General features: G+C 63.1%; 21 protein-coding genes. 10 read left to right on the top strand and 11 right to left on the bottom strand.

Features of this window, described 5'->3' with window-relative positions; all coding sequences use genetic code 11:
• Positions 1-121 precede the first annotated feature (121 nt).
• The 4 genes from ACH488_RS01090 (at position 122) to ACH488_RS01075 (ending at position 4,454) form a co-directional block, all read left to right on the top strand.
• On the top strand, positions 122-760 hold the full coding sequence (locus ACH488_RS01090) for a heme-copper oxidase subunit III (protein WP_397321701.1): 639 nt from the start codon (positions 122-124) through the stop codon (positions 758-760).
• A gap of 86 nt (positions 761-846) precedes the next feature.
• Entirely contained in the window at positions 847-1,635 is a 789-nt protein-coding gene (locus ACH488_RS01085; RefSeq protein ID WP_397321700.1) for a c-type cytochrome, read from the top strand.
• A gap of 97 nt (positions 1,636-1,732) precedes the next feature.
• Positions 1,733-2,803, top strand: a complete 1,071-nt coding sequence (locus ACH488_RS01080) for a Rieske 2Fe-2S domain-containing protein (protein WP_397321699.1) — start codon at positions 1,733-1,735, stop codon at positions 2,801-2,803.
• Positions 2,781-4,454, top strand: a complete 1,674-nt coding sequence (locus ACH488_RS01075) for a cytochrome bc complex cytochrome b subunit (RefSeq protein WP_397321698.1) — start codon at positions 2,781-2,783, stop codon at positions 4,452-4,454. Before ACH488_RS01080 ends, ACH488_RS01075 begins: the two co-directional genes overlap by 23 nt.
• Positions 4,455-4,542: 88 nt before the next feature.
• On the opposite strand, the gene ACH488_RS01070 is transcribed toward ACH488_RS01075, so the two are convergent.
• Positions 4,543-5,331 (bottom strand): GntR family transcriptional regulator, encoded by a 789-nt coding sequence (locus ACH488_RS01070; protein ID WP_397321697.1) that lies wholly within the window; start codon positions 5,329-5,331, stop codon positions 4,543-4,545.
• A gap of 161 nt (positions 5,332-5,492) precedes the next feature.
• On the opposite strand from ACH488_RS01070, the gene ACH488_RS01065 reads away from it, so the two are divergent.
• Positions 5,493-5,786, top strand: coding sequence for an HPr family phosphocarrier protein (locus tag ACH488_RS01065; RefSeq protein WP_397321696.1), 294 nt, complete (start codon positions 5,493-5,495; stop codon positions 5,784-5,786).
• A gap of 111 nt (positions 5,787-5,897) precedes the next feature.
• On the opposite strand, the gene ACH488_RS01060 is transcribed toward ACH488_RS01065, so the two are convergent.
• The 5 genes from ACH488_RS01060 to ACH488_RS01040 all read right to left on the bottom strand — a co-directional run bounded on the left by ACH488_RS01060 (position 5,898) and on the right by ACH488_RS01040 (position 11,063).
• Complete coding sequence (locus ACH488_RS01060) at positions 5,898-6,299, bottom strand: cytochrome c oxidase subunit 4 (RefSeq protein ID WP_397321695.1); 402 nt, start codon at positions 6,297-6,299, stop codon at positions 5,898-5,900.
• Positions 6,296-8,017, bottom strand: a complete 1,722-nt coding sequence (ctaD, locus tag ACH488_RS01055) for a cytochrome c oxidase subunit I (protein WP_387437250.1) — start codon at positions 8,015-8,017, stop codon at positions 6,296-6,298. The genes ACH488_RS01060 and ctaD overlap by 4 nt, the downstream gene beginning before the upstream one ends.
• A gap of 10 nt (positions 8,018-8,027) precedes the next feature.
• The gene (coxB, locus tag ACH488_RS01050) at positions 8,028-8,897 is read right to left on the bottom strand and encodes a cytochrome c oxidase subunit II (protein WP_397321694.1); all 870 of its coding nucleotides are present in this window, start codon (positions 8,895-8,897) and stop codon (positions 8,028-8,030) included.
• A 183-nt stretch (positions 8,898-9,080) separates the two neighbouring features.
• On the bottom strand, positions 9,081-9,470 hold the full coding sequence (locus ACH488_RS01045) for a HesB/IscA family protein (RefSeq protein WP_387437248.1): 390 nt from the start codon (positions 9,468-9,470) through the stop codon (positions 9,081-9,083).
• A gap of 138 nt (positions 9,471-9,608) precedes the next feature.
• Positions 9,609-11,063, bottom strand: a complete 1,455-nt coding sequence (locus ACH488_RS01040; RefSeq protein ID WP_397321693.1) for a dipeptidase — start codon at positions 11,061-11,063, stop codon at positions 9,609-9,611.
• Between the two features lie 113 nt (positions 11,064-11,176).
• Here ACH488_RS01040 and ACH488_RS01035 point away from each other — a divergent pair, with 113 nt between their 5' ends.
• Positions 11,177-11,770: a DUF3043 domain-containing protein gene (locus ACH488_RS01035; RefSeq protein WP_397321692.1), complete on the top strand. Its 594-nt coding sequence runs from the start codon at positions 11,177-11,179 to the stop codon at positions 11,768-11,770.
• 105 nt (positions 11,771-11,875) lie between these two features.
• Here the strand turns inward: ACH488_RS01035 and ACH488_RS01030 are convergent, their stop codons facing one another.
• A complete protein-coding gene (locus ACH488_RS01030; RefSeq protein WP_397321691.1) occupies positions 11,876-12,952 on the bottom strand; it encodes a quinone-dependent dihydroorotate dehydrogenase in 1,077 nt (358 codons plus the stop codon).
• 67 nt (positions 12,953-13,019) lie between these two features.
• Here ACH488_RS01030 and ACH488_RS01025 point away from each other — a divergent pair, with 67 nt between their 5' ends.
• Genes ACH488_RS01025 through ACH488_RS01015 form a run of 3 tightly spaced genes read left to right on the top strand, consistent with a single transcriptional unit; the run spans position 13,020 to position 16,804 of the window.
• On the top strand, positions 13,020-14,699 hold the full coding sequence (locus ACH488_RS01025) for an FAD-binding dehydrogenase (RefSeq protein WP_397321690.1): 1,680 nt from the start codon (positions 13,020-13,022) through the stop codon (positions 14,697-14,699).
• Between the two features lie 9 nt (positions 14,700-14,708).
• Entirely contained in the window at positions 14,709-15,734 is a 1,026-nt protein-coding gene (locus ACH488_RS01020; protein ID WP_397321689.1) for an alpha/beta hydrolase, read from the top strand.
• Positions 15,731-16,804 (top strand): alpha/beta hydrolase, encoded by a 1,074-nt coding sequence (locus tag ACH488_RS01015; RefSeq protein WP_397321688.1) that lies wholly within the window; start codon positions 15,731-15,733, stop codon positions 16,802-16,804. The genes ACH488_RS01020 and ACH488_RS01015 overlap by 4 nt, the downstream gene beginning before the upstream one ends.
• A 15-nt stretch (positions 16,805-16,819) precedes the next feature.
• Here the strand turns inward: ACH488_RS01015 and ACH488_RS01010 are convergent, their stop codons facing one another.
• The 3 genes from ACH488_RS01010 to leuA all read right to left on the bottom strand — a co-directional run bounded on the left by ACH488_RS01010 (position 16,820) and on the right by leuA (position 20,222).
• Positions 16,820-17,641 (bottom strand): isoprenyl transferase, encoded by an 822-nt coding sequence (locus tag ACH488_RS01010; protein ID WP_397321687.1) that lies wholly within the window; start codon positions 17,639-17,641, stop codon positions 16,820-16,822.
• A gap of 2 nt (positions 17,642-17,643) precedes the next feature.
• A complete protein-coding gene (gene recO / locus ACH488_RS01005) occupies positions 17,644-18,414 on the bottom strand; it encodes a DNA repair protein RecO (RefSeq protein ID WP_397321686.1) in 771 nt (256 codons plus the stop codon).
• A 68-nt stretch (positions 18,415-18,482) separates the two neighbouring features.
• Positions 18,483-20,222: a 2-isopropylmalate synthase gene (gene leuA / locus ACH488_RS01000; protein ID WP_397321685.1), complete on the bottom strand. Its 1,740-nt coding sequence runs from the start codon at positions 20,220-20,222 to the stop codon at positions 18,483-18,485.
• Between the two features lie 250 nt (positions 20,223-20,472).
• Between leuA and ACH488_RS00995 the strand changes: the two genes are divergently transcribed.
• The gene (locus tag ACH488_RS00995; RefSeq protein WP_397321684.1) at positions 20,473-22,425 is read left to right on the top strand and encodes a M13 family metallopeptidase; all 1,953 of its coding nucleotides are present in this window, start codon (positions 20,473-20,475) and stop codon (positions 22,423-22,425) included.
• A 67-nt stretch (positions 22,426-22,492) separates the two neighbouring features.
• Here the strand turns inward: ACH488_RS00995 and ACH488_RS00990 are convergent, their stop codons facing one another.
• Positions 22,493-23,971: an LCP family protein gene (locus tag ACH488_RS00990; RefSeq protein WP_397321683.1), complete on the bottom strand. Its 1,479-nt coding sequence runs from the start codon at positions 23,969-23,971 to the stop codon at positions 22,493-22,495.
• Between the last annotated feature and the right edge of the window lie 159 nt (positions 23,972-24,130).

Here is a 24,130-nt window from a genome sequence, read left to right as displayed (position 1 = left end):
TGATGACCAATGTGAACCTGCCCGGGAACTTTTCCGCGCGATTTCGCGTCTTTGTAGAAAAAGTCTCCCCAAACGGTGGTTTGCATTGGGAACTCTGGACTTTTACAGACATAATGTCCTTGTGACATCTGCGACCCATGCCCCCAGTACCCCGGCGCACCCGACGCTGAACCGCCCCAACCTGGTTTCTGTTGGAACCGTTGTTTGGCTGTCCAGTGAGTTGATGTTCTTCGCCGGCCTCTTTGCTATGTACTTCACCCTGCGTTCCACTTCCGGAGCGCTGTGGGCCGAAGAGACGGCCAAGCTCAACTTCCCGTTTGCGCTCGTCAACACCATCGTCCTCGTGGCCAGTTCCTTTACTTGCCAGATGGGCGTGTTCGCCGCCGAACGGCTCGAACCGCGCCGCACGGGCGGCCCTTTCCAGTTCACCCGCTGGGGCATGAATGAATGGTTCATCCTCACCTTCATCATGGGTGCCTTCTTCGTAGCCGGACAGACCACGGAATACGCCATGCTCGTCTCCGAGCACGTTTCCTTGTCCTCCAACGCCTACGGCTCCGCCTTCTACATGACCACCGGCTTCCACGGCCTCCACGTCATCGGCGGTTTGATCGCGTTCCTCTTCATCATTGGCCGCGCATTCGCAGCCAAGAAGTTCGGACACTTCGAAGCTACCTCGGCGATCGTCACCTCTTACTACTGGCACTTCGTCGACGTCGTGTGGATCGGCCTCTTCCTGGTCATCTACGTCCTCAAGTAGCCGGCCTTGACTCTTTTTCTACAAGAGGCAGAATTTCAAGAAGCGGCTCACGGAGCCGACGCAGGATCGAATAAAGGAACCACCACGTGAAGGCACTCTCGCAGAAGCGACGTCACCCACTGGCAGCCATTGCACTGCTGCTGATGGGCCTCCTCCTCACTGGTGGGCTTTACGCCATTGCCACTTCCGTCAACCAGGCCAAGGCCGACACCACGAGCTACAGCGCCAGTGACGTAGAGGAAGGCGGCAAGCTCTTTGCCGCCAACTGCGCCACCTGCCACGGCATGGGTGCAAGCGGAACCCAGGACGGCCCTTCGCTGGTCGGCGTGGGTGCAGCAGCAGTTGACTTCCAGGTTGGCACCGGCCGTATGCCCATGCAGATGAATGGCCCGCAGGCACAGAAGAAGCCCGTTCAGTTCAACGACGAGCAGACCAAGCAGCTCTCGGCCTACGTCGCATCGCTCGGCGCCGGCCCGGCAATCCCCGAGGAACACCTCCTGGATGAGAAGGGTGACGCTGCCAAGGGTGGCGAGCTCTTCCGTGTGAACTGCGCCATGTGCCACAACGCCGCAGCCGCAGGTGGTGCACTTACCCGCGGTAAGTTCGCGCCCGCCCTTGCCGATGTCACCGGCAAGCACATCTACGAGGCAATGGCCACGGGACCGCAGAACATGCCCGTGTTCAACGATTCGAACGTCACCCCGGAAGACAAGCGCGACATCATCACCTTCCTCAAGACGATCGAAGCCAACGGATCACCCGGTGGAGCGGACCTCGGCTCGCTCGGTCCGGTGTCTGAGGGCCTGTTCGTGTGGGTAGCCGGTCTTGGCGTGATCATCGCATTCACCATCTGGTTGACGTCACGTACGTCCTGATCCAGGCGGAAACAAACTTCTGCTGCACTGACAGCAGTTTTGAACTGAAAACAAACCCGGCGCAGGCCGGGACAACGAGAGAAGGATGAGGCGAATTATGGGCAACCATAGTGACGGCAGTCCGAACCACTCGGGCACCGTAGCTACGGCTGGTCAGAATGAGGTGGAGAAGTTCCAGGATCCTGGTCTTCCTCCGCATCGTTTGCGCCTGGCTGACACGGACCCGGTAGCCGCAAAGCGCGCCGAGCGTCAGGTAGCCATTCTGTTTGGCATTTCCGTCATCGGCACCCTGGTGTTCCTGGTGGCGTACTTCGCCATCGATCTGGGCGAAGACTCCACGATCGCGACGATCCGCACGCAGAACCTGCTGCTTGGCCTGGGCACCGCCTTTGCCATGCTCGGTATCGGCACCGGTATCGTCCACTGGGCCAAGGCACTCATGCCGGACCACGAAGTATCGGAAGAGCGCCACGCCATCCGCACGGAGGAAGACCGCCAGGCGGCCGTCCGCATTGTGGATGACATCGTCGAAGAGACCGGCATCAAGCGCCGCCCGCTGATCCGCAACACGCTCCTTGGAGCTGTGGCGCTGGCTCCCCTGCCCGCGCTGGCGATCTTCGGCGACCTCGGTCCCCGTCCGGATGACAAGCTGGCGCACACCATGTGGGCTCCGCAGGATGGCAAGCTCAAGCGTCTCACCCGCGACCCCGATGGCACCCCCATCAAGGCATCGGACGTCACCATCGGTTCTGCCTTCCACGTCATTCCCGAGGGCCTCAACGAACTGCACGAGGGCAAGCTCAACGAGAAGGCCAAGGCCGTCGTTTTGCTCATGCGCCTCGACCCGAACTCGTTGCACCCGTCCGAGGGCCGCGAAAACTGGAGCTACAACGGCATTGTTGCCTACTCCAAGATCTGCACGCACGTTGGTTGTCCTGTTGCCCTCTACGAGCAGCAGACCCACCACCTCCTGTGCCCCTGCCACCAGTCCACGTTCGACCTCACGCAGGAATGCAAGGTCATCTTTGGACCGGCCAGCCGTCCGCTTCCCCAGCTGCCCATCGCAGTTGACGCAGAGGGCTACCTCGTCGCCACAAGCGACTTCAAAGAACCTGTAGGACCGAGTTACTGGGAGCGTGACGAGCATGAGCGCCTCATCAACAGCTGAAGCCCCCTTCGTAGCGAAGACCAAGGTTGGCCGTTTTACTGACTTCGTGGACGAGCGTGTAGGTGGCTCCGGTATCCTGCGCGAATTCGGTCGCAAGGTCTTCCCCGACCACTGGTCATTCATGTTCGGTGAGGTGGCGCTGTATTCCTTCGTCATCCTGCTGATGTCCGGAACGTTCCTGACGTTCTTCTTCGATCCCTCCATGGCGGAAACGCACTACCAGGGTTCGTACACCCCGTTGTACAACGTCGAAATGTCCGTGGCCTATAATTCGTCACTGAACATCTCCTTCGACGTTCGCGGCGGCCTGTTCATGCGCCAGGTACACCACTGGGCGGCTCTGCTGTTCGTGGCCTCCCTCGGTGTCCACATGCTTCGCGTCTTCTTCACGGGTGCATTCCGCAAGCCGCGTGAAATGAACTGGGTTGTTGGTGGCGTCCTGCTCATCCTTGCGATGGCCGCAGGCTTCACCGGCTACTCCCTCCCCGATGACCTGCTGTCCGGCAACGGCCTGCGCATCATCGACGGCGTGATCAAGTCCATCCCGGTCATCGGCACGTACATCTCGTTCTTCCTCTTCGGCGGCGAGTTCCCGGGTACGGCCATCATCGGCCGCCTGTACGTCCTGCACATCCTGCTCGTGCCTGCCCTCATCCTCCTGATGATCGTCGTGCACTTGTTCATGGTTGTTGTCCACAAGCACACCCAGTACCCGGGCCCGGGCCGTAACGACGGCAACGTTGTTGGCTACCCCCTCGGTCCTGTCTACGCAGCCAAGGCCGGCGGCTTCTTCTTCATCGTCTTCGGTGTCCTTGCGCTCATGGCAGCCGCTTTCACCATCAACCCGATCTGGAACTACGGCCCCTACGACCCCTCCCCCGTTTCGGCTGGTACCCAGCCTGACTGGTACATCGGGTTCGTTGACGGTGCCCTGCGCCTGATGCCCGGTGTTGTGAATGGCTTCCACTTCGAATACGTCATCTTCGGGCACACGCTGACCCTGAATGTCCTGCTGCCGGCACTGGTCCCGGCAGGCATCATCTTCACGGTGCTGTTCATGTACCCGTGGATCGAGCGTTGGATCACCAAGGACAACCGTGAGCACCACGTCCTGGACCGTCCCCGCAACGCTCCAACGCGTACGGCCATCGGTGTTGCCGGCTTCACCTGGTACTGCGTCATGTGGGCAGCTGCCGGATCCGACCTCATCGCGACGCACTTCCACGTTTCGCTCAACGACGTCACCTATTGGCTGCGTGCGCTGTTCTTCATTGGTCCGGTCATCGCGTTCATCGTGACCAAGCGCATCGCCCTCGCTTTGCAGCGCAAGGACCGCGAAATCGCACTCCACGGCCGCGAAACCGGTCGCATCGTGCGACTCCCCCATGGTGAGTTCATTGAGGTGCACGCACCGCTGGACGAGTACAAGCGCTACAAGCTCGTTGGTTTCGAGTCACCGGCTCCGTTGCCTGCGGAGCCGAACGAACACGGCGTGGTCACCCGCAAGGAAAAGCGCCGCGCGGCTCTCTCCAAGTGGTTCTTCGAGGACAGGGTTGCCCCGGCGACACCTGCCGAACTCGAGGCCGCACATGCTCATGGCCACCACGAGGCCATCGAAGCTGGTTCCGACCAGAAGAGCCTCAGCCACTAGCTGAACCGCTGAAAGGGCGGGCCCGATCCCCAGGGATCGGGCCCGCCCTTTCTGTATTTCCGGCCGCTGCCCTGGGTGCCGGGCCCAGCTATTGCGTCCTGTAGCCGGATGAATAGTTCCTGGTAGGCCGCACACCCGGCCTCTGCAGGGGAATCCACAGCTTGTACCTGTCAGCACGATAGTAGGAGACTGAGTAGTCCACCATGGCCCGGGCCACGAAGGCGTGGCGCTGGATTTTCAACAGCGGGGAGCCGACATCGACATTCAAGAGACGTGCCGTGGATGGCGAAGCCGCCGTCGCTTCGATCATGTCTTCGCCCCACTCCATCACCAAGCCGAAGCGTTCACTGAGGACGTTGTAAAGGGACGTTGGTGGAGCATCGTCCAACAGCCCGGGGACACGGTGCGCGGGGATGAAGTTCTCATCCACGCTCATGGGCTCATTGTCCGCAAGGAGCAAGCGGCGGAAGCGCACCAGGGGTGTGCCCTCCTCCAGTTGCAGTTCCCTCGCCAGGAAGGCGCTGGCCGCGATCTGCTCAAAGCTGAGCACCTTTGCGGCCGGTACCATGCCGCGGCGCTGCATTTCCTCGCTGTAGGACGTCAGCTTCACTTGCAGGTCCAGTTTGGGTTTCTTGACGAAGGTTCCCAAGCCCACAACCCGTTCCAGGACCTCTTCGCCCACCAAGGCGTCGATGGCTTGGCGCACGGTCATCCTGGCAAGCCCAAAGCGCAGCGACAGATCCCGCTCCGAGGGCAGGGAGGAGCCCGGCGGGCACGACTGCCCAATGAAGGCCCGGAGGATCTCCCTGAGCTGAATGTAAATGGGCGTGCTGCTGGTGCGGTCAATCTCGCCGGCGATGTTCGCTGCTTCAGGCACAACGTCTCCCAACCGATGTTTGGCTCATACAACAAGGGTAAGTCAGTTGTGCGGAGGTCTAGACCAGCTCCGGTCGCAATATCGGCAAAGGGAATAGCGGCAGCTAGGCTTGGATGAGCCCCATACCCCAACGGGTCCCTCCCCCAACGCTAGGAGCTGGCTTGCCGCAGCTGAAATCCTTTGTCGCCGCCGAAATCGGGCTTCACGCCCGGGCGGCAGCCGTCTTTGTCCGCGCCGTTACTGAAACGGGCCTTCCAATCACCATCCGGAAGATCGACGGCGAGCCGGTGGATGCCAGGTCCCTTCTGGAAGTCATGACCGAGGACTTTGCCCACGGCTGCGAGGTTGTGCTGGAAGTCACCCAGGACAGCCCTGAAGGCGCGCAGACGGCCTTGGACGCCGAAGATGCACTCTCAGCGCTCTCCGCCATACTCGAGGCTCCGGAGGCCCACTGAGCCACTGCCGGACCCCTGGGAAAACAAGCGGGGGCGGCAACTTCAAGGACATGAAAAACGACGTCGGCCCCCACCATAAGGTGGGGGCCGACGTCGTAATGACTGTGTTGCTTAGTGGGCGTGATCGCCGCGGCTGTACTCGAAGACCCAGCCGACGAGTGCAACGACGGCGAGACCAGCAGCAACGAACGTGACCCAGAAACCTATTGCCAGGCCCAGGAAGCCACCTGCGCAGGCGAGGCCCAGAACCAGCGGCCACCAGCTCCAGGGGCTGAAGTGGCCCTGCTCGCCGGCACCTTCATGGATTTCCGCGTCGGGACGGTCCTCGGGACGCATGCCAACACGGCGACCGGTGAAGCCAAGGTAGGCACCGATCATGCCAGCCAGGCCACCCACCAGCAGGATGCCCAGGACGCCAACCCATTCAGACCATTCGGTCAGGATGCCGTAGACGATGGTGACGGGGACGAAGAAGAAGACTCCGGCGCCGAAGAGCCATGATTCGATTTTCACTTGCGGACGTCCTTCTGGTCTGCGTTGCCGAGGACGGCAGCTGCGGGCGAGGGGGCTTCTGCGGTGTGCACCTGTGCAAGCTCCGGGTGGTGGAGGTCCAGGGCCGGACGCTCCGAACGGATCCTGGGCAGGGAGGTGAAGTTGTGACGCGGCGGCGGGCAAGAGGTTGCCCACTCGAGCGAGGCACCGAAGCCCCAGGGATCGTCAACTTCAACCTTCTTGTTGCTGCGCCAGGTGATGTAGACGTTCCAGAAGAACGGGAGCAGCGACGCGCCCAGCACGAAGGAGGAAATCGTGGAGAACTGGTTCATCCAGGTGAAGTTGTCCTGCGGCATGTAGTCGGCGTAACGGCGGGGCATGCCCTCAACACCCAGCCAGTGCTGGATCAGGAACGTGCCGTGGAAGCCGAGGAACAGCAGCCAGAAGTGGATCTTGCCGAGGCGCTCGTTGAGCATCTTGCCCGTCCACTTGGGCCACCAGAAGTAGAAGCCGGCGAACATTGCGAAGACGACGGTACCGAAGACCACGTAGTGGAAGTGTGCCACCACGAAGTAGGAGTCGGAGACGTGGAAGTCCAGCGGCGGCGAAGCCAGGATGATGCCGGTGAGGCCACCGAAGAGGAACGTCACCAGGAAGCCGATGCTCCACAGCATGGGCGTCTCGAAGGTGATGGAACCCTGCCAAAGAGTACCGATCCAGTTGAAGAACTTCACGCCGGTGGGGACTGCGATCAGCATGGTCATGAAGGCGAAGAACGGAAGCAGGACCGAACCGGTCACGTACATGTGGTGGGCCCACACAGTGACGGACAGTGCGGCAATGGCGATCGTTGCGTAGACCAGGCCCTTGTAACCGAAGATCGGCTTGCGGCTGAAGACCGGGAAGATCTCCGAGACAATGCCGAAGAACGGCAGCGCGATGATGTAAACCTCAGGGTGTCCGAAGAACCAGAACAGGTGCTGCCACAGGACTGCGCCACCGTTTTCGGGATCGAAGATGTGCGCACCGAAGCGGCGGTCGGCACCGAGTGCGAACAGCGCAGCAGCGAGCGGCGGGAAGGCCATCAGCACCAGGATGGCCGTAACCAGCGTGTTCCAGGTGAAGATCGGCATGCGCCACATGGTCATGCCGGGAGCACGCATGCAGATGATGGTGGTGATGAAGTTGACCGCACCAAGGATGGTTCCGAAACCTGACAGGGCGAGGCCGAAGACCCACAAGTCACCACCAACGCCCGGACTGAACGTTGTGTTGGACAACGGAGCGTAGGCGAACCAACCGAAGGACGCAGCACCCTGCGGGGTGATGAAGCCTGAGACGGCAATGGTGGAACCGAAGAGGAAGAACCAGAAGGCCAGGGCGTTCAGACGCGGGAACGCGACATCCGGAGCACCGATCTGGAGCGGCATGATCACGTTGGCGAAGCCGGCGAACAGCGGCGTCGCGAACATGAGGAGCATGACCGTGCCGTGCATGGTGAACATCTGGTTGTACTGTTCCTTGGTCTGCAGGATCTGCATACCGGGTTCGAACAGTTCAGCACGGATGAGCAGCGCCATGACGCCACCGAGGCAGAAGAACACGAACGACGCAATGAGGTACATGTACCCGATGGTCTTGTGGTCCGTGGAGGTGATCCAGTTGACGACGATGCGTCCCTTGGATTTAGGAACTACGGGAGCCTCGAGGGTCCCGGCGGATTGAGTGTATGTAGCCACGTCGCTCCCCTTACTTTTCGTTCAGGTTCGGGTTGCGGTCGTATTCCGCACCGAGCAGGCCCGTGTTGCCCTCTTGGCGAAGCTGGTCCATGTGAGCCTGGAATTCGGACTCGGAGACAACCTTGACGCGGAAGAGCATTTCGGAGTGGTATTCACCGCAAAGTTCAGCACACTTACCGTCGAAGGTGCCTTCCTTGGTGGGGGTGAAACGGATGTAGTTGGTCTTGCCGGGGATCATGTCGCGCTTCTGCAGGAAGGCGGGAACCCAGAAGGAGTGGATGACATCGCGGGAGTTGAGCTCCAGGTCAACCGACTTGTTGACCGGCAAGTACAAGGTGGGCAGGAGATCCTTGTTGACCTCGTTGCCCGTCAGGTGGGCCTGGACGCCGGCCTCGTGAAGGTCCTCGGAAATAACCTGGCCCTGCTTGTAGTTGAAGTCCCATGCCCACTGCTTGCCACGGACGTCAACGACGACGTCTGCAGGCTGCGAACGGTCATCGATCGCGCGCTGGTCCTGGTCGGTGAAGTAGAAGAACACCAGCACCATGAACAGCGGGATGGTCAAGTAGAAGACCTCGAGCGGCAGGTTGTAGCTGAGCTGCTTCGGGAAACCGGTGGTGCCCTTGCGGCGGCGGTAGGCAATGATGCACCAGACCAGCAGGCCCCACGTGATGATACCGACTGCCAAGGCGGCGATCCATGAGTTGACCCAGAGGTCCATGATCCGGTCAGTGTGGTTGGTGGTGCCGCGCTCTGTAGGCAGCCAACCCTTCTCTACCTCTGGTGAACATCCGGTCAAAACCAACGCGCCGGCTAGTGCCAAGCCAGTGATCGAGGTGATCTTTATGCGTCGGCTGCCGGTTCGGTTCTGCGAACTCACAGACGGCCCTTCCTCTTGTTGCTGTCGCCCGGCAGGCCAAAGGCCCACCGGGCACACTAAAAGTTTTACTACCCGATGTAGAGCTTACCGCTATGAAGCGGTTTTCGCGCACATGTCGGCGCCGTGGCTCCGAACGCGGTTAAACACGTCCGGGACGGCGCCGACATGCGGCGATGGCTCACGTCAGTGGAACGAGTCGCCGCAAGCGCACGAGCCGCCGGCGTTCGGGTTGTCAATGGTGAAGCCCTGCTTCGAGATGGTGTCCTCGAAGTCGATGCTCGCACCGCTGAGGTAAGGGACGCTCATCTTGTCCACCACGACTTCGACGCCGTCGTAGTCCCGGACGGCGTCGCCGTCGAGCAGGCGCTCATCGAAGTAGAGCTGGTAGATCAGGCCCGAGCAACCGCCCGGCTGGACTGCAACGCGCAGGCGCAGGTCAGTACGCCCTTCCTGTTCCAGGAGGCTGCGGACCTTGCCTGCTGCGACGTCGGTCAGGTTGACCTCGTGCGTGGGAAGCTCTTCGCTCTCGGCGAGCTGTGCTCCAGTGCTGTTTTCGTTGGTTGCAGTGCTCATTGGCCTACCTTCTTATAACGCGCTTGGCGGCTGCGCCGGGGACGCTGCCTGCCCTTACCCAATTACGTACGGGTTATAGCTCCATGCTACGTCGCGCAGGCGCTGAGCTATAACTCCTGACGTAACCACGGCCCGCAGTTACTTGTTCCCGTTCAACCTGGCCAGCATCAGCGCCTCGGCCAATACGGCGTGCCGGAAGTCCCCAAGGTGCAGGGATTCGTTGGCACTGTGGGCCCGGCTGTCCGGATCCTCCACGCCGGTGACCAGGATCTGGACCTCCGGGTAGACCTCCATCAAATCGGCGATGAATGGGATGGAACCCCCTATGCCCATTTCAACGGGCTCCACTCCCCAGGCCTGGCCGAGGGCCCACAGCGCCACCTGCGCTGCTACGGAACTGGTGTCCGTTGAGAATGCGTTGCCCCGCTCCCCCGGGGTGAAGGTGACCTTTGCGCCAAACGGAGCGTGGGCATGGACGTGCCGCTCCAGGGCGTCCATGGCTGCTTCCGGATCCTGACCGGGCGCCAGGCGCATGCTGAATTTTGCCCTGGCTGCTGGAATCAGCGTGTTGGAGGCAACGGCCACCGCCGGCGCATCGATGCCGATGATGGACAGTGCCGGCTTGGTCCACAGGCGCGAGGCGATGGTGCCGCTGCCGGCCAGCTGCACGCCGTCGAGCACGGACGCATCGGCGCGGTAGTCGGCTTCGGCGAGGTCAACGGCAACCTCGTCACGGGCCACCAACCCCTCGACGGCCACATTGCCGTGCTCGTCGTGGAGGGTTGCGATGAGGCGGGAGAGCAGGGTGGGCGCATCCAGCACAGGCCCACCAAACATTCCCGAATGGACGGCGTGCTCCAGGACCCGTACTTCAAACGTGCCGTCAACGAGTCCCCGGAGGCTGGTGGTGAGGGCAGGGACGCCCACTTTCCAGTTGCTGGAATCAGCCACCACGATCACGTCCGAACGCAGCAGCTCTTTGTGTTCCTCAAGGAACGTGCGGAACGTAGGCGAGCCGGCTTCCTCTTCACCTTCGAAGAAGAAGGTCACGCCAAGGCCAAAGTCCTCGCCCAGGACTTTCACGGCGGCGCTGTAGGCCGCAAGGTGCGCCATGATGCCGGCTTTGTCATCGGCAGCACCCCGCCCATAGAGTCGCCCCTCGCGCTCCTCCGCCACGAACGGCTCCGACGTCCAAAGCGAACGTTCCCCCGGAGGCTGGACGTCGTGGTGGGCGTACAGCAGGATGGTCGGCTTTCCGTCGCGCGCGGGCCGGTGCGCGACGACGGCCGGCCCGCCGGGCGTGCCATCGGCCTTTGCGGCCCGCAGGATCCGGACGTCCTCCATGCCCGCTTCGCGGACCAGTTCCGCGACGGCTTCGGCGCTGCGGTCAAGTTCCGCGGGGTCGAAGCTGGCCCAGGCGATGCCCGGAATGGCCACCAGGTCCTTGAGGGCTGAGACCGTCCCGTCGAAATGCTCGTTGACGGCTGCGTTGAGGGCGGCGGTATCCACACCGTCCACGGATTGGCCCGCGACCGGGGTGGTGTCGGAGTTCCCTGGGGTATTCTGCGGGTTCCCCGCATGTGCTGAAGTCATGCCCCAAACCTTACCGCCGGGTAGCTCCCGTCCTGGTGAGGCACGGCACCCCATGCCTTCGCTCCAGCCCCGTGCGTAACGTACGCCACCAGCCCGCGCTGTATTCTGTAGTGGTGTTCGGACGCAAAAAGGAAGAGCCAAGCGCTCAATCAGTAGTTGACCAGGCCCACGCCGCCGCCCAGGACCCCGTCATTGGGAAGGGCGCTCCCACGCCCAAACGGAAAGCCCAGGAAGCGGCACGGAAGCGCCCGCTGGTGCCAACGGACCGCAAGGCCTCCAAGGAGGCGGAGCGGGTGGCCATCCAGGACCAGCGCCAGAAGATGCGGCAGGCCCTGGACACCGGCGAAGAAAAGTATCTTCCCCTCAGGGACAAGGGTCCGCAGAAGCGCTTTGCCCGCGACTACGTCGATGCCCGGTTCACCCTCGGCGAGTACCTGATGTTCGGTGCGCTCCTGTTCGTGGTGGTGTCGTTCATCATTCCGTCCAACAGCGCCCAGATCACGTATGTCCTGATCGGTTTCTGGATCATGTTCCTGGCAGTCTTCGTGGATGTCTTCATCCTCTCCCGCCAGCTCCGCAAGCGGCTTACTGCCAAGTTCGGCGAGGTGGAACGCGGAACCGTTTGGTATGGCTGCATGCGCGCCCTGCAGTTCCGCAAGCTCCGCCTCCCCAAGCCTCTGGTCAAGCGCGGCCAGTACCCGTCCTAAGAGCACACCAACCTTAAAGCGAAGGCCCCGGACCACTTGGTCCGGGGCCTTCGTGCCTGCCTGGGCCTTTCCCTCAGGCACCGCGTCCCTTAGGCACCGCGTCCGTTAGGCACCGCGCTTCCGGATCCTGGCAAGTCCTTTGTTGATGCGTGATGCCCAGAAGGGACCCTCGTAGAGGAATGCCGTGTAACCCTGCACCAGGGTGGCGCCGGCGTCCAGCCGCTCCTGGACGTCCTGTGCTGTTTCCACCCCGCCCACGGCGATCAACACCAATTGGTCCCCCACGGCATCCTTGAGGCGGCGCAGCACCTCCAGGGAACGCTGCTTCAGTGGTGCACCGGACAGTCCTCCGGCGCCGAGCGCCTCCACCTTGGCGGCTTCGCTGGCGAGGCCTTCGCGGCCGATGGTGGTGTTCGTGGCGATGATGCCGTCCAGCTTGAGGTCCAACGCCAGCCGTGCGACGTCGTCGATGTCTTCGTTGCTGAGGTCGGGAGCGATCTTGACCAGCAGAGGAACGTGGCGTCCCGCGGACTCGTCAGCCGCGTCACCGACGGCGCGCAGCAGGGGGCGCAGTGTCTCGACGTTCTGGAGCAGCCGCAGCCCAGGCGTGTTGGGAGAGCTGACATTGACCACAAGGTAGTCGGCTGCCGGCGCGAGCCCGCGTGCGCTGACCAGATAGTCCTCCGTAGCAGCATCGAGTTCCACCACTTTGGTCTTGCCAATGTTGACGCCAATCACCGGCCGCACGCCGGCGTGTGCACGCTGCAGGGCGGCCCGCGCGGACTTCAGCCGTGGAGCCACTGCCGCGGCGCCGTCGTTGTTGAAGCCCATGCGGTTGATGACCGCGCGGTCCTCAATCAAGCGGAACAGCCGCGGCTTGTCGTTGCCGGGCTGGGCCTGCCCCGTAATGGTGCCCACCTCCACGTGTCCGAAACCAAGTTCGGAGAGCGCCTCTATTCCATGGCCCTCCTTGTCGAATCCCGCTGCCAGGCCGAAGGGAGATGGGAAGGTCAAGCCCAGCGCCTCGGTGCGGAGCGATGCATCAGGGGCGGTGATCCTGGCCAGGATCCGGCCGGCACCACTGCGGTGGACTGCCCGGATGGCCTGGAAACCGATCTTGTGTGCTTTCTCGGCATCCATCCAGGAGAAGGCAAGCTTGAAGAAGGTGGGGTAAACACGCATGATCCTAGTTTTCCGGTTTCCGCACCACTCGCCAAACCCGTGACCTGCCTGGCGCTAGCATGTACCCATGCCGCTTCAGGATCGTGACGGACATCATGGAAACCGCATCAACGCAGATGTGCTGGTGGTCGGGGCCGGCCTCTCGGGCCTGGTTGCTGCCGCCACCGCGTATGCAGCGGGCAAGTCCGTGGCCATCCTGGACCAGGAAGGATCCGCATCACTGGGTGGCCAGGCACACTGGTCGTTCGGTGGCTTGTTCATGGTGGACACCCCCGAACAGCGGCGCCTGGGCGTCAAGGACAGTGCTGAACTCGCCCTGCAGGACTGGTTGTCTTCGGCAGCATTCGACCGCGACGACGATGCCCATGCGCGAAGGTGGGCCGAGGCCTATGTGGACTTCGCCTCCGGTGAAAAGCGTTCGTGGCTAAGGAGCCTGGGCGTAGGCATCTTCCCGCTCGTGCAGTGGGCAGAACGGGGCGGCTACGGTCCCCAAGGCCACGGAAACACCGTCCCCCGCTTCCACGTCGCGTGGGGAACCGGTCCCGCCGTCGTCGAACCATTCGCCGCCAAGGTGCGGGAGGGAGCCGCGGCCGGACGCATCACGCTGCACCTGCGGCACCGCGCAACATCCCTGACCGTCCACTCGGGCACCGTCACCGGTGTTGGCGGTGACGCCTTGGAACCCACGACGGCGGTGCGCGGCCAGGCTTCCTCGCGGGCCGTCGTCGGGAATTTCGAAGCGGCTGGCGGAGCCGTGGTGGTAGCCACCGGCGGTATCGGCGGCAACCACGACACGGTGCGCCGCCAGTGGCCCGGCGGGCTGGCACCCCCGGAAATGCTCAGCGGTGTGCCCGCCTCCGTTGACGGCGCCTTCCTGGCGGTCGCGGAGACCGCCGGTGCGTCGCTGGTCAACGGGGACCGCATGTGGCACTACCCCGAAGGCATCCACAACTACCATCCCGTGTGGCCCAAGCACGGAATCAGGATCCTGCCCGGGCCTTCGTCGCTGTGGTTGGACGCCGAGGGCATGCAACTGCCGGCGCCCTTGTTTCCGGGCTTTGACTCCCAGGGCGCGCTCCGCCACATCGTGCGAACCGGCCACGGGTACTCCTGGTTCGTCCTGAACCGCACCATCGCCCTGAAGGAACTGGCCCTCTCCGGATCCGAGCAGAACCCGGACCTGACGGGCAAGGACATCCCGTTGTTGCTGGGCCGGCTCAAGCCGCGGGGCGACACACCCATCGAACGGTTCCTTGAGCGGGGCGCCGATTTCGTCCAAGGAGCCTCGCCCCGGGAATTGGCCGCCCGCATGAACGGTCTGGCGGGTACGGAACTGGTCCACCCTGACTCCCTGGCAGCGCTCATTCATGCCCGCGACCTCCAGGTATCCAGCGGGCTCGGAAAGGACCCCCAACTGGCCCAGATCCGCGCGGCGCGGCGTTTCGCGACGGACCGCCTCATGCGGGTGGCTCCCCCGCACCGCCTCACTGACCCCGCCCATGGGCCGCTCCTTGCCATCCGCCTGCAGGTGGTTACCCGCAAGAGCCTTGGCGGCCTGCAAACGGACCTGCGTTCGCGGGTGCTGGGCAGCGACGGTTCTGCCATCACGGGATTGTATGCCGTGGGAGAAGCTGCCGGATTCGGTGGTGGCGGCATCCATGGCTACAGGGCGCTTGAAGGAACGTTCCTGGGTGGGTGCCTCTTCACCGGAAGGGCGGCCGGCCGCGACGCAGCAGGAAGTGTCTAAGCTGAAGCCATGGAGTGGTCAACGGACATCCTCGGCCCGGACTTCCAGTCCTGCCGCATCCAGGCCCCAGGACCCGGCGGCGCAAGCCGGCGGGCCACCTTGGTGCGCCACAGGCCGGATGCGATGCCCGACGACGGCAACAGGGGCGCCGCTGCCGTCGAGGGTCGCGGGGCCGTGCTTTTCCTGCACGGGTGGAGTGACTACTTCTTCAATATTGAACTGGCGCAGTTCTGGGCCGGCCTGGGATACGGGTTCTATGCCCTGGACATGCACAACCACGGCCGGAGCCTGGGTACCGATACCACCGGCGGCTACGTTGCCGACCTCAAGGACTACGATGCCGAGATCCAGCAGGCCCTGGACGTCATCCACAACGACTCCGCGGCAGGGAATGGGCACAAGGTGGCGCTCATGGGCCACTCGACCGGTGGGCTCATCGCCGCGCTGTGGGCCAGCCGCCATCCCGGCGCAATCCAGTACTTGATCCTGAACAGCCCCTGGCTGGAAATGCACGGCAATTCGGTGGTGCGCCGGGCCGCGCAGGCCATGGTGCATCCCCTGGCACGGCTGCGCCCCGAAATGGTCCTGAAGCTTCCGGAGCGGGGGTTCTACTTCCGGAGCATCAGCAGTACTGCCGAGGGGGAATGGCCACTCGACGAACAGTACAGGCCACCGCTCGCCTTTCCGGTCCGCGCAGGATGGCTCCGGGCCGTCCTCGACGGACACACGCGGGTGGCGCGCGGCTTGGGGCTGGCTGTTCCTGTGCTGGTCCTCACGTCTGCAGCCAGCGCCAACGGCATGGTTTGGCAGGAATCGATGCGCCGGTCCGATGCCGTCCTGGACGTGGACATCATCGCCGTGCGGGCCATGGCACTTGGACAAAGCGTCACATTGGAGCGGGTGGAGGGCGGACTCCATGACGTCTTCCTCTCCGCGCCGAAGGTACGCGCCGATGCGTATTCGCGGCTGGCACGGTGGATCCACGGTTTCATGGAAGAGAACACATCCGTCCGCCAGGGGGAAGGCGATACATGACCACCACGGAAGAATCAGTAGGTACGTGGCAACCGGATATTCTCGGCGGTGGCTACCAGCGCCTCGACCTTCCCCTGGGGACGGACGAGGAAGGCGAGGTCAAAGCAACCCTGGTCCGGTATCTTCCGGAGCCGGCCGCGCCCCTGCCGCACGGCATCCTGGACTTTTTCCAGGGCTTCGCGCGACGTAAGCGCCGCCACGTCCCAGCCGATCCTTCAGCGGCTCCACGCGCGGTCCTCTACCTGCACGGATGGGCCGACTACTTTCTGCAAACCGAACTGGCCGAGTACCTCACCGCCTCGGGGTTCCACTTTTACGCCCTGGATCTCCGCAAGTTCGGCCGGAGCCTGCTTCCCGGCCAAACGCCCGGGTATACCTCGGACCTGGCCATTTACGACACCGACATCGCTGCCGCGCTGGACGAAATCGAACTGGACGTGGCTTCGAGGACCGGCAATTCCGTTCCGCCAACCGTGCATATGATCGCCCACTCCCTGGGCGGCCTGATCGCGGCATTGTGGGCGGACCGCAATCCGGGCCGCATCGGGACGCTCGTGTTGAATTCCCCCTGGTTGGAACTCCAGGGCAGCAGCCTGGTACGCAGCATAGCCATGCACCTGATTGAGCCGTTCGCGCGCACGGACCCGAAGCGGCCGTTCCGGTTCCCGGATATGCCCGCTTACTGGGAAAGTGTCAGCAGCGATGCCCACGGAGAGTGGCTCTTGGATCCTGTGTGGCGGCCCCGGGCATCGTTCCCGATCAGGGCAGGCTGGACCAAGGCCGTCCTGGCCGGGCACAGTGCGGTGGAGCGGAAACTCAACATCGACGCTCCCGTCCTTGTCCTGCTGTCCGGGCGCACGAGGATCCAGGCCGAATGGACAGCCGAGCTCATGCGCGCCGACGCCGTGATCGATGTGGAGGAGACGTCAAGGCGCGCCTTGGGCCTCGGCCGGCGCACGGCAGTGTTCCGCTATCCCGGTGCCCTCCACGATGTCTTCCTGTCGCGCAGGACCATCCGCCAACAGGCGTACCGGGATGTGGGTGTGTGGTTGGCGTCCTACCCCTATTGAAGTAGCACAACCCCGCTACTTGGCCGGGGCAGCGGCATCCACTGCGCCACCGTAACGGCGATCGCGCTTGGCATAGATCTCCACGGCGTCCCAGAGGGTCCGCCTGTCCACATCGGGCCAGAGTGTGTCCATGAAGACGAACTCTGCGTAGGCCGACTGCCACAGCAGGAAGTTGGACAACCTCTGTTCGCCGGAGCTGCGCAGGAAAAGATCCACGTCAGGGAGATCCGGCTCATCCAGGTACTTCTGGATGGTCTTCTCAGTCACGGAACCCGGCTTCAGGACGCCCGCCGCCACGTCCTGGGCGATGGCGGATACTGCGTCGGCAATTTCTGCCCGGCCGCCGTAATTAACACACATGGTCAACGTGCAGGTGTCGTTGCCCCGGGTGTATTCCTCCGCCTCTTCCAGTTCACGGATCACCGACCCCCAGAGCTTGGGCTTGCGTCCCGCCCAGCGGATCCTGACTCCCCATTCGTCGAGCTGGTTCCGCTGGCGCCGTAGCACGTCCTTGTTAAATCCCATGAGGAAGCGGACTTCTTCGGGCGACCGCCGCCAGTTCTCCGTGGAAAAAGCGTAGACGCTGACGTATTTGATGCCGAGCTCGATCGCTCCGGCCATGACGTCGAGGAGTGCCGGTTCGCCGGCCTTGTGCCCCTCGATGCGGGGAAGCCCGCGCTGGTTCGCCCAACGGCCGTTGCCATCCATGACAATGGCCACGTGCTGCGGAACGAGCTCTTGTGGAATCTCCGGTGGAACTGCTCCCGAGGGGTGGGCGTAGGGTGCGGTGACCGGCGCGGTCCGGGCGGGTGTTTTGCTCTTCTTACCAAGTACCACTGCTAGCTTCGCTCCACATGTTTGAGGGATTTCACGGCGCGTTCCAAATGCCATTGCAGATAGCCCGCCACCAGGCCTGCCGCTTCCCTGCGGTGCCGGGAGTCGGAGCCGTCTGCCACACCCCAGTTCCCCGTCAACAGGGCACCAAGAAGCACCACCGTTTCCGGGGCAGGCGCCGGTGATCCCGGCGGACGGCAGTCGCCACAGACCATCCCGCCCAAGGGCGCGGCGAAGGCCGTATGCGGGCCCGGGGTTCCACAACGGGCACAATCGGTGAAACTGGGTGCCCAGCCGCCCGTGGCCAAGGCCCGCAGGAGGTAGGAGTCCAGGATGAGCTCCGGAGGATGCTCCGAACGGCTCAGCGCGGCCAAAGCACCCACCAGCAGGTTGTACTGGGCTGTGCCTGATTCGGCGTCGACGTCGGTCAGCTTCTCTGCCGTCTCGGTCATGGCAGCGGCCACCGTGAAGCGGCCATAGTCCGAAGCGATGCTGCTGCCGTAGGCACCCTTGGCCACCGCTTGCGTCACGATGTCCAGGGTACGGCCGGACACCAACTGCAGGTCGGCCACCATGAAGGGTTCAAGCCGGGCTCCGAATCGGCTGCTGGTCCGGCGCACGCCCTTGGCCACCGCCCGGACCTGCCCATGGTGCTTGGTGAGCAGCGTGATGATCCTGTCAGCCTCACCGAGCTTGTGGGTACGGAGCACCACAGCATCGTCCCGGTACGACCGGGCTGCGAAAGACGATGGATTGGCCACATCTAATCTTCGCATTGCCGCGGCTTCCGAGAGCACCGCCAAGCCGTGGGGTGACGGTATTTCACGTCACCCCACGGATCCGGCTAGGCCTGGGCGTCGCGGACAGCCCGGTTCACTGCGGAAATCAGGGCCTTGAGCGAGGACGTGGTGGTGCTGGGATCGATCCCCACACCCCACAGGACCCGCTCGCCCACTGCGCACTCAACGTAGGCAGCGGCGCTGGCGCTGCCGCCTTCGGACAATGCATGTTCGCTGTAGTCCAGGACGCGGACGTCCACGCCGTCATGGTGCAGGATGTCCAGGAACGCGGCGATGGGGCCGTTACCGTGCCCGGTCCGCCGCACTTCGACGCCGTCAATGCGCAGGTTGGCGTTCATGGTCATGGCGCCGGACTCGTCCGTCTCCGTGCTGACGCTGCCCAGGGAGTAACGGCCCCACTGCGACTGTTCCTCGTCCGAGGGCAGGTACTCGTCCTGGAAAATCTGCCACAGCTGGGCACCACTGACTTCGCCGCCAACGGCGTCGGTGCGGCGCTGGATCACACCCGAGAACTCGATTTGCGCCCGGCGCGGCAGGTCGAGGTTGTGCTCGTTCTTCAACAGGTAGGCCACGCCGCCCTTGCCGGACTGGGAGTTGACGCGGATAACGGCCTCGTAGCTGCGACCGAGGTCCTTGGGATCGATCGGCAGGTAAGGAACCTGCCACGTGAAATCCTTGACCGGAACTCCTGCTGCGGCGGCGTCCTTCTCCAGGGCTTCGAAGCCCTTCTTGATGGCATCCTGGTGCGAACCGGAGAAAGCCGTGAACACGAGGTCGCCACCGTAGGGCGCGCGCTCCGGGACAGGCAGCTGGTTGCAGTACTCGACCGTGCGGCGCACCTCGTCGATGTCGGAGAAATCGATCATGGGGTCGATCCCCTGGACGAACATGTTCAAGCCCAGCGTCACCAGGTCCACATTGCCCGTCCGCTCGCCGTTGCCGAAGAGGCAACCCTCAATCCGGTCTGCGCCGGCCAGGTAGCCCAGCTCGGCTGCAGCGACACCGGTGCCGCGGTCGTTGTGCGGGTGCAGCGAGATAATGATGCCCTCACGCGGGTGCAGGTTCCGGTGCATCCACTCGATTGAATCGGCGTAGACATTCGGCGTTGCCATCTCCACCGTTGCCGGCAGGTTGATGATGACTTGCTTGTCCGCCGAAGCTTCGAAGACGTCCGCGATGGCGTTGCACACCCGGGCTGCGTACTCCAGCTCGGTTCCCGTGAAGGACTCGGGCGAGTACTCGTAGGTGATGTGCGTATCCGCGAGGGTCTCTTCATACTTCTTGCACAGCCGCGCGCCCTGCAATGCGATATCCAGGATTCCGTCCTCATCCTGGTTGAAGACCACCCGGCGCTGCAGCACGGACGTGGAGTTGTAGAGGTGCACGATTGCCTGCTTGGCACCAACCAGGGACTCGTACGTCCGCTCGATCAGATGCTCGCGGGCCTGGGTCAGCACCTGGATGGTGACGTCGTCAGGAATATGCCCGCCTTCGATCAGCTGCCGGACAAAGTCGAAGTCTGTTTGCGATGCGGAGGGGAAACCGACCTCGATCTCCTTGAAACCCATCTTCACCAGCAGCTGGAACATCTTCAGCTTGCGGGCCGGGCTCATGGGATCGATCAGGGCCTGGTTGCCGTCCCGGAGGTCGACGGCGCACCAGCGGGGAGCTTTGGTAATGACTTTGTCCGGCCACGTGCGGTCGGGGACTTCAACGGTGATCTGGTCCTGGAACGGCAGGTAGCGGTGAATCGGCATACCGGAGGGCTTTTGTGCGTTACGCATGACGTGTGGCCTTTTCTCTAAGAACTAAGTGAAAGCTTAGCCGGGCACACCGAAACTCCGCGGCGAGGATGGCCCAGCTTTCAATCAGCTATCAGGCCTCGCCGCGGCAGCTAAGAAGAAGCATCTCCGCACGCACAAGTTCACAGTAACACGGTGCGTATGATGACATTGCAACACCCAATGCAACGTCCACTATGCAGACGCAGCGACGGTGGCAACGCCGGCTGCAGCGTCCATCCAAGGAGCCACAGTGCCACAGTCGGGGATCACTCTTTCCAACATCGATCACAACGTCCGGCCGCAGGACGATCTTTACCAGCACGTCAACGGAGCCTGGCTTAACAGCACAACCATTCCCGACGACCGCCCGTTGGAAGGCACTTTTACCGCCCTGCGCGACGAAGCGGAACTGGCAGTAAAGGCGATCATCGAAGAAGCTGCGGGCAAGGGTGAGGCCGCGACCGGCGTCGAACGGAAAATTGGCGGACTCTACGCAAGCTTCATGGACGAGGCGGCCGCTGAGGCCAAGGGCCTCGACCCCGTTCGCGGCCGGCTGGAGGATGTCCGCGCGGTGTCCTCCACCAGTGACCTCGTTGCCCTGATCGGACGGTTGTTCCGCTCCGATGTCTCCGGCCTCTTCGGCATCTACCCCGCCCCGGATGCCGGCAATCCCGAGCGCATCCTGCTGTACATCAGCCAAGGCGGCCTGGGCCTGCCGGACGAGTCCTACTACCGTGACCAGAAATTCGCTCCCATCGTCACCGCCTACGGTGAGTACATTTCGAAGCTCTTCAGCCTGGCCGGCGTGCCGGATGCCGAAGAGGCCGCAGGCCGGATCGTTGGCCTGGAGACGTCTCTCGCCGCCCACCACTGGGACAACGTCACGCTGCGGGACCCGCAGAAAACCTATAACCTCAAGACCGCGAAAGAGGCGGCCGACCTCTTCCCCCTGCTCAATACATGGTTCGAGGCAGCCCGCATTGACGAAGGGAAACGCACGGAAATAGTGGTCAGCACTCCCGACTTCTTTGCCGGCGCCGCCGGACTGCTGGAGTCGGCCGACCTTGGGACGTGGAAGGAATGGCTCACCCTTCGTGTCCTCAGCTCGGCTGCACCCTACCTGTCCGCTGAGTTCGTAGATGCAAACTTCGACTTCTACGGCACGACGCTTAGCGGCACTCCGCAAAACAAGGAACGCTGGAAGCGTGGCGTGGCGGTGGTGGAGTCAGCCTTGGGTGAAGCAGTGGGCCAGATCTACGTTGAACGGCACTTCCCGCAAGGCCACAAAGCACGGATGCAGACCCTGGTTTCAAACCTGATCGAGGCCTACCGCGCCAGCATTTCCTCCCTTGAGTGGATGGGCGAAGCCACCAAGGCGGAGGCCCTGAAGAAACTGGAAGCCTTCCGCCCCAAGATCGGCTTCCCCGAGAAGTGGATCGACTACTCCGCCGTTGAGATCGATCCCCATGACCTCCTGGGCAATGTGGAGCGCGCCCACGACGCAGACATCGACCGCCACCTGGATGAAATCGGCGAGCCGGTGGACCTCAACAAGTGGCTCATGACACCGCAGACGGTCAACGCCTACTACCACCCGATGCTCAACGAAATCGTCTTCCCCGCAGCCATCCTGCAGCCACCGTTCTTCAACGCGGACGCCGACGACGCCGTGAACTACGGCGGCATCGGTGCAGTGATCGGCCACGAGATCGGCCACGGTTTTGACGATCAGGGGTCCCAGTTCGACGGCAGTGGCGCCCTGCGCAACTGGTGGACCGAAGAAGACCGCGCAGCCTTCGAGACCCGCACCGCCAAGCTGGTTGCCCAGTACGATGCCCTGTCTCCATACGCAGCACCGGACCACAAGGTGAACGGCAAACTCACGTTGGGCGAAAACATCGGCGACCTTGGCGGACTCACCATCGCCTACAAGGCCTACCTCCTCAGCCTCGATGGTGCCGAGCCGGAGGTGATCGATGGCTTCACCGGGCAGCAGCGCTTCTTCATGTCCTGGGCTGCAGGATGGCGCCAAGTGATCCGCGCCGAGGAAGCCGTCCGACGCCTCGCCACGGATCCGCACTCCCCCAACGAATTCCGGACCAACGCGATCGCCCGGAACCTCAACGCCTTCCATGAAGCCTTCGATGTCCAGGAGCAGGACACTATGTGGATGGAACCCGGAGAGCGCGTCAGCATCTGGTAACCGTCAACAAAGCACAGTGGCCGGGACCCGCCAAGGGAACCGGCCACTGTTCTTTAACTCCGGAGAGTCACTGGGTGATGTAGAGGGGGTTCACTTGCTGGCACACGGCATCCTTGGCCGTCTGGTTCACCACATCCGTGGGAACCGAAGCCGCACCATACGCCGTACCGCTTGCAAAGTCCGTACCTACGTAAACCTGGACTCCGGAAACGCCCGCGGCTTGTTTGACCTGGGTCGCAGGGATACCGAAGAGTGCCGCCACATCCGTAGCCACGTCAGCGAAGTCTGCACCGTAGTACACCACCGTCTGTTCCACCGGGTTGGCCAGGTAGGACACTGCCTGGGTGAATCCGTTGCCGGTCAGGACGGACATGATTTCCTGGGCCCGGGTACCCACGCCACTGCCATTGGCCACGGAAACAGGCTGGATGGCCTTGTTGTATGCCGGCACAGGAGGCGCAACCGTTGTGGGTGCGGCCGACGCAGTGTCCGTCGCGGAAGGTGTTGCCGAGGGACTCGACGTAGCTCCCGGGTTGGTCAGGTCAAGGTCCGCGCGGAGCGCAGCGAAGAGTTGCGAGGCCTGGGGTTCCACCAATTCAAGCCTGTTGGGGTCAATGGCCGCCGGCTGCGTGGGGACAGAGACAAACGCCACCTTGGAGACATCGATGTCCTTCAACCGCCCGCCGATGGTCAGCAACGTGGGGACTGATGCCAGGCCTTCGTCCACTGTGAGGTTCTGCGTCACCACGTCGGCAATCTGCAGCAGGCGCTGCGGGTTGCCCAGGGTGCCTTCTGATTTCAACTTACGGGTCAGGGAGGAAAGGAAGGCCTGCTGCCCCTTGATGCGGCCAAGGTCGCCGCCGTCGCCGAAGGCATGGCGCGTACGGAGGAAGGCCAAAGCCTGCTCACCTTCCACCTGCGAGTTGCCCTTGGCCAGGCGAAGGCCGGAGTCGGGGTCGAAGACGGGGTCGCTGACACACACGTCCACGCCGCCAACGGCCTTGGACAACTCCTTGACCGCGTTGAAGTCCGCCATCATGAAGTGGTCCACGGTGAGGCCCGTGAGCTTGTTGATGGTATCCACTGCGCAACCGATCCCGGCTTCCGCCATGGCGGCATTGATCATGACGCCGCTGCGCGCGGGGAAGGTCTGGTTGTTGGTGTGGTCGGTGCATTGCGGGACGTCCACCAGCAGGTCACGCGGGAAGCTCATGACGCTGACCCGCTTGTTGTCGGCCGAGATGTCCAGCAACATCATGACGTCCGAGTGGCCGTAGCCCGTGGAATCCTCGGACGTGCCGTATTGCGCGTTCTTGCCGTCGCGGGTATCGGATCCCAGGATGAGGATCTGGAGCCTGTCCGACTTGTCGTTGACTGTGGCGTCGCCGGAAACCCGTTCGTCGCCGGCGCTCAGCGGCGCCTTGGTGATGTTGCTCTGGAGCCGGATGAACCAGAATGCCGCGAAAGCTACGCCGGCCACCAAAGCCAGGGAAACCACTCCGGTGACGATTTTCAGCCACACGGGCAGCCCCTTGGGCGCGTTCATGTGGCGCGGAGTTCCTTCCGGACCCCCACCATGGCGCGCCTCACCGGGAGCAGCGGTGCCGGTGCCCTGGGCGTGGGCTTCACGACGTCGCACTATTCGGTTACCTTTCCTCAAACAGGTGAATCTCCGCAATCATAGTGGCCGTTTCTGTGAACTTGC

This window comes from Paenarthrobacter sp. NPDC018779, assembly GCF_044391085.1.
GTDB lineage: Bacteria > Actinomycetota > Actinomycetes > Actinomycetales > Micrococcaceae > Arthrobacter.
The sequence above is the reverse complement of the archived record's forward strand: the minus strand, read 5'-3'. Positions and strand labels throughout refer to the sequence as shown.